Annotated in this window: 7 protein-coding genes and 1 tRNA gene; 6 read left to right on the top strand and 2 right to left on the bottom strand. The window is 59.9% G+C overall.

The genetic code is table 11. From position 1 onward, the window contains the following. The 4 genes from ADN01_RS19655 to ADN01_RS12060 form a co-directional block, all read left to right on the top strand. The coding region (locus ADN01_RS19655; protein ID WP_160318421.1) for a hypothetical protein at positions 1-220 on the top strand (220 nt) is incomplete at its 5' end. Positions 221-227: 7 nt separating this feature from the next. Further along, on the top strand, positions 228-1,148 hold the full coding sequence (locus ADN01_RS19910) for a PCC domain-containing protein (RefSeq protein ID WP_075071169.1): 921 nt from the start codon (positions 228-230) through the stop codon (positions 1,146-1,148). Further along, positions 1,145-3,118 (top strand): hypothetical protein, encoded by a 1,974-nt coding sequence (locus ADN01_RS12065; RefSeq protein WP_062418790.1) that lies wholly within the window; start codon positions 1,145-1,147, stop codon positions 3,116-3,118. Before ADN01_RS19910 ends, ADN01_RS12065 begins: the two co-directional genes overlap by 4 nt. A 69-nt stretch (positions 3,119-3,187) precedes the next feature. Continuing rightward, positions 3,188-3,685: a hypothetical protein gene (locus tag ADN01_RS12060; protein ID WP_152974020.1), complete on the top strand. Its 498-nt coding sequence runs from the start codon at positions 3,188-3,190 to the stop codon at positions 3,683-3,685. A gap of 97 nt (positions 3,686-3,782) precedes the next feature. Here ADN01_RS12060 and arsM read toward each other — a convergent pair whose 3' ends face one another. Together arsM and ADN01_RS12050 are read right to left on the bottom strand one after the other, a co-directional pair. Next, positions 3,783-5,297 (bottom strand): class I SAM-dependent methyltransferase, encoded by a 1,515-nt coding sequence (gene arsM, locus ADN01_RS12055; RefSeq protein ID WP_062418791.1) that lies wholly within the window; start codon positions 5,295-5,297, stop codon positions 3,783-3,785. Positions 5,298-5,366: 69 nt separating this feature from the next. Then, on the bottom strand, positions 5,367-5,732 hold the full coding sequence (locus ADN01_RS12050; RefSeq protein ID WP_062418792.1) for an ArsR/SmtB family transcription factor: 366 nt from the start codon (positions 5,730-5,732) through the stop codon (positions 5,367-5,369). Between the two features lie 218 nt (positions 5,733-5,950). Between ADN01_RS12050 and ADN01_RS12045 the strand changes: the two genes are divergently transcribed. Next, positions 5,951-6,024 (top strand) — tRNA-Val (locus ADN01_RS12045). 309 nt (positions 6,025-6,333) lie between these two features. Beyond that, positions 6,334-8,121: a threonine--tRNA ligase gene (gene thrS, locus ADN01_RS12040; RefSeq protein ID WP_062418793.1), complete on the top strand. Its 1,788-nt coding sequence runs from the start codon at positions 6,334-6,336 to the stop codon at positions 8,119-8,121. Positions 8,122-8,320: the final 199 nt, after the last annotated feature.

The following is an 8,320-nucleotide window of genomic DNA, read 5'->3' as shown; positions in this document are numbered from 1 at the left end:
CTCTGGTTTTGCCGCCCCCCTGGCCGGCATCCATCCCCTCACCGACACGGATGAGGCCCTGCAGGCAAACACTGCCGACTACCGCCTGGTGCGCATTCGCCGCAGCGCCGCCCGCACCGGCCCCGGCGGCCCTGGGGAACTGGCCTGGCTGTGGCCGCTGATGGTCTTTTTCCTCGCCCCGCTGACCCTCTACCTTCTCCTCACCCGCCCCCGCCGCTGAGATGCCTATGCGCCGCGTCGAAGTCCTCCCCTACCAACCCGCCTGGCGCGAAGCCTTTGAAAAGGAATCCCGCCTGCTGGAAGAAGCTCTCGGCCCCGTTCTGCGGGTGACGCACCACGTCGGTTCCACCGCGGTTCCGGGTCTCAGCGCCAAACCCATTGTGGACATGCTCCCCGTCGTCTCCGACATCACCGCCGTGGACGCGCTCAACCCCGCGCTGCAAGCCCTGGGGTATCAGGCCCTGGGTGAAAACGGCCTGCCCGGGCGGCGCTTCTTCCGCAAACCCTCCGAAGAGGAGCGCACCCACCATCTGCACATCTATCAAGACGGCAATCCCGAGATCACCCGCCACCTGGCCTTCCGTGAATACCTCACCGCCCACCCTGCCGCCGCTCAGGAATACCAGGATCTCAAGCTCACTCTGGCGCAGCAGCACCCCACCGATATCGAAGCCTATATACAGGGCAAAAACGATCTGATCCAGCGTCTGGAAACCCAGGCCCTGGCCTGGTGGCAGACCATGCAAAGCCAGCCGCTTCTGGCGTTGCGCCTGCGTCCCCATCAAGACCTGAACCGTGAACTGCGCCGCTTTACCCATGCCTACCATCTGCAAGCTGCCTGCGTGCTCACCTGTGTCGGCAGCCTCCGCCAGGCCGTGCTGCGCCCCGCCAACCAGCCCGCGACCGTCTCTTGGACCGACAAATTTGAGATCGTCTCCCTCACGGGAACCCTCAGTCCCGACGGGCTCCACCTGCACATCGCCCTCTCCGACGGCGCCGGGCGCACCATTGGCGGCCACCTCATGGACGGCTGCCGCATCTACACCACCGCCGAAATTGTCATCGCCCGCCTGGCGGGCTGGCAGTTCACCCGCCCGGTGGATCCAGAAACCACCTACGACGAGCTCATTCCTGCCCCACCCCTATGACCCGCGTCAACGAACCCATCTGGCCGCGCATCCTCCAGGTGCTGAACCCATCCACATCTGACCAGCAAACTGGTCTGGAACTTCTGGCCGAATATCAGACCAGCGGCTGTCTGCGCCGCACCTGCGCCGAGATCATGCGTCTGCCCCCGGCTGCTTTTGCGGTCTTCTACACAAACCTTTCCCACCAGCGCTCCTGCCAAAGCCCTTTGCGCGGCCAGCCTGATTCAGGTTGGATGGCCCAGGCCGACTTCTGCTTCATGAACATCCGCGCCGCTGGAACGCCTGACTCCCCCGGCAATTTCCTCTCCGCTGCAGCCCTGCTGCCCGCCCTGCGCGTTTCTGCCATCCACCTGGCCCCCTTCACCCGCTCAGAATTCGGCGTGCTCTACGCCGTCAGCAGCCTCACCTGCCTCGACCCCGCCCTGCTCCATCCAGCCCTGTCCGCGGCGGGTTTTCGCCCCGGCGACCAGCTGCGCGCCTTCGTCCAGGCCTGCCACCTTTTGAAAATGGCGGTGGGTTTTGATCTGGAGCCGCACGTCACCCAATACGCCCAACCTGTGCTCCTCCACCCCCACCTTTTCCGCTGGCTGCATCTCGATCCCCAAAACCCAGATCAGCTCGTTGGCGGCCTGACCCAGGAAGAAATGCTGGCCGAAAACGCCCAGGCCGCCATCCACGCCCAGGTGCGCCAGATCGTGGCCGAGGCGCTCCAATCCGCCGGGCTGCCCACCTTGGAAAGCCATCCGGATGAAGACCCGGCCCTGGCCCAGCGCAAGCTGGACCTCTACCATGCTCTCATCCCCGTGCTTATCCAGCGCGGCTTCTGGACCCTTCCCTCCCAGATCTGGGACGCCGACGGTGTGCCCGCCTTTTCCGGCTATGCGCAAGACGGCCGCTATCCCCGCTTTCGTTACCTCAACCGCGCCGGTCAGGATCACTCCGAAGGGGCCTATCACATCGTCACCCCCTTCAAGTTTTACACCAACCTGCGCCCCAACCAAAAACCCCTCCCCTCCGCTCCGCCCCAACCGGTGCCTGAAACCCAGGAATTCTTCAACCGCATCTTTGACCTGTGGCGGGACGATTTCGATTTTGACTTTGTCCGCCATGACTCGGCGGATCACATCTTCGATTCGCTCTGGCCAGAAGACCCTTCCCTGCCCGCCTCCGACCGCCCCAGCCCCGTCATTTTTCAAGCCTGCATCACCGCCAGCCGTACGGCTCAAAAGCCCTACATAGGCCACATGGCTGAACGCATGGGCAATGAGCTGCAAGACTACGCCGCTGCCGGCTTTGACCTCATGCTCGGCAGCGACATGCTGGAAGAAATCCATCAGGCTCATCTTGAAAAAAGCTTTGCCCTGCACGACCAGCTCAGCCAGCTCAATGCACGCCGCCCCACCCCCTTCGCAGTCACCTACGCGGTGGATACGCACGACACCGGCAACCCCTACATCTGGGGCCAACCCCTCACCCTGCTGGCAGGGCCCGAAGGGCTTTCGCAGCGCCTCTTCCTGGCGCGCTTCCTGTCCTGCGGAACGGCCCGCCGGCCCAAATATGAGGTCATCGGCCTGCAGGACCGCTCGCACGGCCTCTATCAGGCCAATGTCAGCCCCCAAACCCTCACCTGGGTGGGGGATGCGGGCTTCAACCGCTTTTATCACACCCTTGAAGACCTCTACGCTTCCCTGAAACCCTTTTTGGCCGCCGCCCAGCGCACCGCCGCCCATGTCCAACCCGAATGCGCCTGGTGGGCCTTCCAGCACGGCAGCACCGTGTTAATGGCCGCTCTCTGCCTGCAAAGCGCCCCGTTCACCCTCTCTTTGCCGCTGGAAGCCGTTGGCCGCCCTACGGCGCTGGAACAGTTCGATTTCGCCCAGGCCGTCTGGCAGCCCCTGCCCCCCAGCGCCCACCTCACCCTGTTCCTCTCCAGCCGCGGATTTGCCTTACTGCGTGCCCAAATTTCTTGACCTGACTCAAACCTCATACAACGGAGCCCAAACGCTCCCCAACGCCTAAAATACGGCTATAATCAATCTATGCGCACACCATCCTTGCTCCTCATTTTGCTTCTAACCCTCACCCTCACCAGCTGCGCCATGCCAGGTCAGCTTAGCCCCACGCCGACCCTGCCGCCCACGCGAACGCCCACCCTGCAACCCAGCCCCACCCCTGCGCCCACCGAAACTCTTCCGCCGCCCACCCTCACCCCAACCCTCCCCGGCGCCACCCTCACCCCCACAGCTCGCCCCGTGGAAGAAATGGCCGGTGTGCGTCTGCTCACCGCCGGATTCTTAAAAGGCTTCCGCTATTTCTTCACCCTTCAGGCCGAGCAGGAAATTAACGGGAAATATGCCGCCCAGGTGGACGGACGCGAGTACACCTGCGTGGTCTATCCCGTGTATCCCAACCGCCTGTACTGCAGCGGCCCGCTCACCCGCGTGGACGGCGAAGTTCGCATGCAAGTCTTCACCCAGGACAGCAGCCAGGTCATCTATGAGGGCACCCTCTATATCCCCCTGGTCATCCCGCCCTGATGCAAAACGGGTGGTAGGCGATTTCACCAGATAAAACAACGAGCTGTCCAGATATTCTCGGACAGCTCGATATTTTAATTCGCAGCTACCGCCGCTCCTACCCGCAGCAGGCAGACCGCTTCTCCATCACGGCTGGGTCAGGTTTCTGCGCGGAAGCGATCACGCTGTAAACCGAAACACCGCCTGCCCCGCCCATGCTGGTGCTGCGCCGGGAGGTGATATTTCGGAATCCGGCCTGGGCGATCAAATCCAGATATTCCTGTTCTGGCAGCGCCCCGCTCACGCATGCCGCCCAATCTGCGCCGTTCTCGCGCATTTCTGCCGGCATCGCCCCAGAAGTGACCATATCGCTCACCTCTAACCGGCCGCCGGGTTTCAACACCCGATAGGCTTCCTGGAACACCAGCCCCTTATCTTCCACCAGGTTGATAACGCAGTTGGAAATGACCACATCCACTTCTGCATCCGTCACCGGCAGGTTTTCCGCATATCCCTCCCGAAACTCCACCTGGGTAAGGTGATTTCGTGCCGCAGCCGCACGCGCGCGTTCCAACATCTCAGGGGTCATATCCACCCCAATCACTCGCCCCGCAGGCCCCACTCTGGCAGCCGCCAAAAACGCATCCAGCCCGCCGCCGCTGCCAATATCCAGCACTACCTCACCAGGCTTCAGTCCCGCCAGAGCCAGCGGATTCCCGCAGCCCAGGGAGAATTCCGCAGCCTCGTTGGGTGCCGCGGATAATTCGCCGGACGTGTATCCGCTGGAAAAAGTCACGGTATCAGGCTTTTTCTCGGCACCGCAGCAAGACGACTCACCGCTCGAACCCCCACAGCAAGTCTCTTCACCACGCGATTCACCGCAGCAGTTTGATGAACTGCTGGAAATGGTGCTGCAATTACAGCCCTCCGACTGAGCCGCCGCCGCATACCGCTCCTGAACCACTTCGCGCATGGCCGTGCGGCGCGTCCCCACCGCGGCAAAGACGCTGATGGTTGCCTCCCGCTGCCCATCTTCAGGAAGGTTAGGATTCGCGGATTCAGCACAGCAGGATTGCCCTGTGCAAGTCACAATCACATTCACCAACCCGGCTTCCTGGAACCAGGTGGATATCTGCCCGCGGTCAAAGCCCTGCCACACGTCCGCCATCTCATCTTTCAGCCAGTCGTAGGGGTGTTCATCCATGTCCGTGATGACCAGGCGTCCCCCCGGCCGCAGCACCCGCACCATTTCTTGAATGGCAGCCAGCGGGTCGCTGGTGTGATGCAGATACATGTTGGCAAATACTGCGTCCAGGCTTGCGTCGGCAAAGGGCAAGTGTGCCCCGTCCGCTTCGTGATATTCGATGTTGTCAAAATCGCTCAGGTTCTTTTTGGCCACGTCCAGCATCGCGGCGGATCCGTCCACCACATGAACCTTCTGCACCAGCGGCGCTAAACCAGCCGCCAGAAAGCCCGTTCCTGAGCCGATATCGGCAGCCGCCATCTCTGGGCGCAGATAAGCTTTCGCAATCGCGGTTTCACGGACTGCTTCGCCAAAATAACCGCTCCGAATCTGGTCCCATTGACCGGCAACCTGTTGGAAATATTGGGATGATGCTTGTGTCATGGACATACGGGGTTCTCCTAAATCTGTTTTATCGTATTTTTACGATATAAAAAACCAAAAAAATATCCTGGAGCATCAGCTGGTTTCCTGACAGCAGTTCGCCTCACGGTCATCCGCTTCAGGCTGGCAGCATTCCGGCAGCCACTGCTGAATCCGATCTTTCAAAAACTGTAGGCCCTCAGCATGAATGCAGTAACACGTGGCAGGCCCTTCGATCTCACCTTCAATCAGCCCGGCTTCCCGCAACACTTTTAAATGTTGGCTGACGGTCGATTGAGCTAGGGCGGTAAATACCACCATATCGCCCGTGATACACATGGGTCGTTCGGCCAGATACTTCATCATCCGAAAACGCACCGGGTTTCCCAGCGCTTTCAGCATGGCAGCCAGACGCGCCTCATCTCGGCTCAATTCTCGCACAGTGGTCGTATCCTTTTTCATTTTTGGCCTCTATATCGTAATTTTACGATAATAGATAAGGGATGTCAAGGGCATTTTTTCTGCAAATTCACATCCATCAGATTTTCCGTCTCGTCCGCTGCTCCTTCGGTGTTGGCTCCGTCAAGCAGGCGCGGTATTCCCACCCGCAAGCCAGCCTCAGAACCCATCAAATTTTCTCCATTGACTTTTGCCCAATCCTGGGTATAATAATCCCCATCGGGCGGTTAGCTCAGTTGGTTAGAGCATTGCGTTGACATCGCAAAGGCCGTAGGTTCGAGTCCTATACCGCCCACAAACGCTTCGATCAGGACGAGTAACTGGCGTCATTCGACAGAGAACGGGAGCCACCGGGTGCAAGCTCCCCCCGAAAAGGTGCCAGCCAAAACCACCTGTGAGCGTAAACCGGAACCGGGCCTTTTCGCCCTCAGTATGGTGCACGGCTGACCCCGTTATCGGTCGCAATGAGATGGCTCTCTTCGGGGCCAAATCTGGGTGGAACCGCGTGAGGAATCTCTCGCCCCAGAACTGGGCGAGGGTTATTTTTTTAATAGCCCTTCGACCCTTCTCCATCTCATCATGTTTTTGTTTCGAGGAGGACACAATGGACGAGAAAGTGAAAGAACGCTACGAAGATTCTTTGCTGTACCGCATCCGCCATTCCAGCGCGCACATCATGGCCCAGGCCGTTCTGGAAAAATTCCCCACCGGCAAAGTGGCCATCGGCCCCGCCATTGACGACGGCTTCTATTATGATTTCGACCTGCCCCGCGCTCTGACCCCCGAAGACCTGGCCGAAATTGAATCCCGCATGCGCGAGATCATCCGCGAAGACCACGCCTTCCAGCGTCAGGTGCTTTCCGCTGAACAGGCCCGCGCCATCTTCCAGGACCAGCCCTACAAATTGGAACTGATTGACGGTCTTGAATCCGGTGGCTACGATGAAGACGGCAACCCGCTCTTTGAAAAGCCAGAGCTGTCCACCTACCAGCACGCCAGCTTTGTGGATCTGTGCCGCGGCCCGCATGTGGAACATACCGGCCTGATCAACCCCGACGCGGTCAAATTGATGAACGTGGCGGGGGCCTATTGGCGCGGCGATGAGCGCCGTCCCATGCTTCAGCGCATTTACGGCACAGCCTGGTATTCCCCCCAGGAGCTTCAGGAATACCTCTGGAAGCTGGAAGAAGCCAAAAAACGCGACCACCGCAAGATCGGTCGAGAACTAGACCTGTTCTCGGTCAAAGATGAGGTCGGCGCCGGTCTCATCCTCTGGCACCCCAAGGGCGCCAAAATCCGCATGTTAGCTGAAAATTTCTGGGAGAAGGAACACGAAGCTGCCGGTTACGATTTCGTCTACACCCCCCACATCGGTAAATCCTCCCTGTGGGAAACCAGCGGCCACCTGGGCTTCTATAAAGAAAACATGTATGCCCCCATCGAAATCGAAGGGCAGCAGTACTTCCTGAAGCCCATGAACTGCCCCTTCCACATTCACATCTACAACGATCACACCCGCTCATACCGCGACCTGCCCCTGCGCTTCGCCGAAAAAGGCACCGTATACCGCTACGAGCGTTCCGGCGTGCTCCACGGCCTGCTGCGCGTGCGCGGCTTCACCCAGGATGACGCCCACCACTTCTGCCGCGCTGATCAGATGCCTGACGAAATTGACTTCGTGCTCAATTTCTGCCTCCACATCCTGCGCTCCTTCGGCTTCTCTGAATTCCAGGCCTATCTCTCCACCAAGCCCGAAAAATCGGTCGGCGAACTTCAGCAGTGGCAGGACGCCCAGGATGCTCTGCAGGCCTCGCTGGAACGCGCCCACATCCCCTATGAGGTGGATGCGGGCGGCGGCGCCTTCTACGGCCCCAAGATTGACCTCAAGATCAAAGACGCCATCGGCCGTGAATGGCAGCTCTCCACCATCCAGTTTGACTTCAACCTGCCGGAGCGCTTCGACCTGACCTATGTTGGCGAAGACGGTCAGCCCCACCGCCCCTACATGGTGCACCGCGCCCTGCTGGGCAGCATGGAACGCTTCTTCGGCGTCCTCATCGAACACTACGCCGGGGCCTTCCCTGTGTGGCTCTCCCCCGTGCAGGTCAAGCTCATCCCCATTGCCGACCGCCACCTGGAATATGCCGAGCAGGTCAAAGCTCAGCTCAAGAAATCCGGCCTGCGCGTCGAAGTGGATGACCGCCCCGAGCGCATGAACGCCAAAATCCGCGACGCGCAGATGCAGAAGATTCCCTACATGCTCGTGGTCGGCGACAAAGAGATGGAAAACGGGCAGGTCGCCCTGCGCATGCGCAGCGGCGAAAACCCAGGCCCCATGTCCCTGGCAGATTTCATCGCCTTGGCCGAAAAAGACATCGCCGAGAAAATCTAAGCACAACCGTTTCCCCCTCCCAGCGGATCTGAGGACCCGTTGGGAGGGGGAGATTTGCCTCAGGCCTCACGGTGGGAGTGGATAAAAGTTGGGCTTAGATAAATTGGTAAACATGAGCAGGGTAGTTGGGAAAGCGTTGCTTATGCAATTGGCGTTGATTAAAACAGTACATGAAGAGCTTCAAAGCTGCTTTCAGGGC

The organism is Levilinea saccharolytica (genome assembly GCF_001306035.1).
Lineage (GTDB): Bacteria > Chloroflexota > Anaerolineae > Anaerolineales > Anaerolineaceae > Levilinea > Levilinea saccharolytica.
This window is presented reverse-complemented; position numbering and strand designations above follow the sequence as displayed.

Coding starts and splice junctions, on each gene's coding strand:
- thrS (WP_062418793.1), top strand. CDS start 6,334: ATGGACGAGAAAGTGAAAGAACGCTACGAAGATTCTTTGCTGTACCGC.
- ADN01_RS12050 (WP_062418792.1), bottom strand. CDS start 5,732: ATGAAAAAGGATACGACCACTGTGCGAGAATTGAGCCGAGATGAGGCG.
- ADN01_RS12065 (WP_062418790.1), top strand. CDS start 1,145: ATGACCCGCGTCAACGAACCCATCTGGCCGCGCATCCTCCAGGTGCTG.
- ADN01_RS19910 (WP_075071169.1), top strand. CDS start 228: ATGCGCCGCGTCGAAGTCCTCCCCTACCAACCCGCCTGGCGCGAAGCC.
- ADN01_RS12060 (WP_152974020.1), top strand. CDS start 3,188: ATGCGCACACCATCCTTGCTCCTCATTTTGCTTCTAACCCTCACCCTC.
- arsM (WP_062418791.1), bottom strand. CDS start 5,297: ATGTCCATGACACAAGCATCATCCCAATATTTCCAACAGGTTGCCGGT.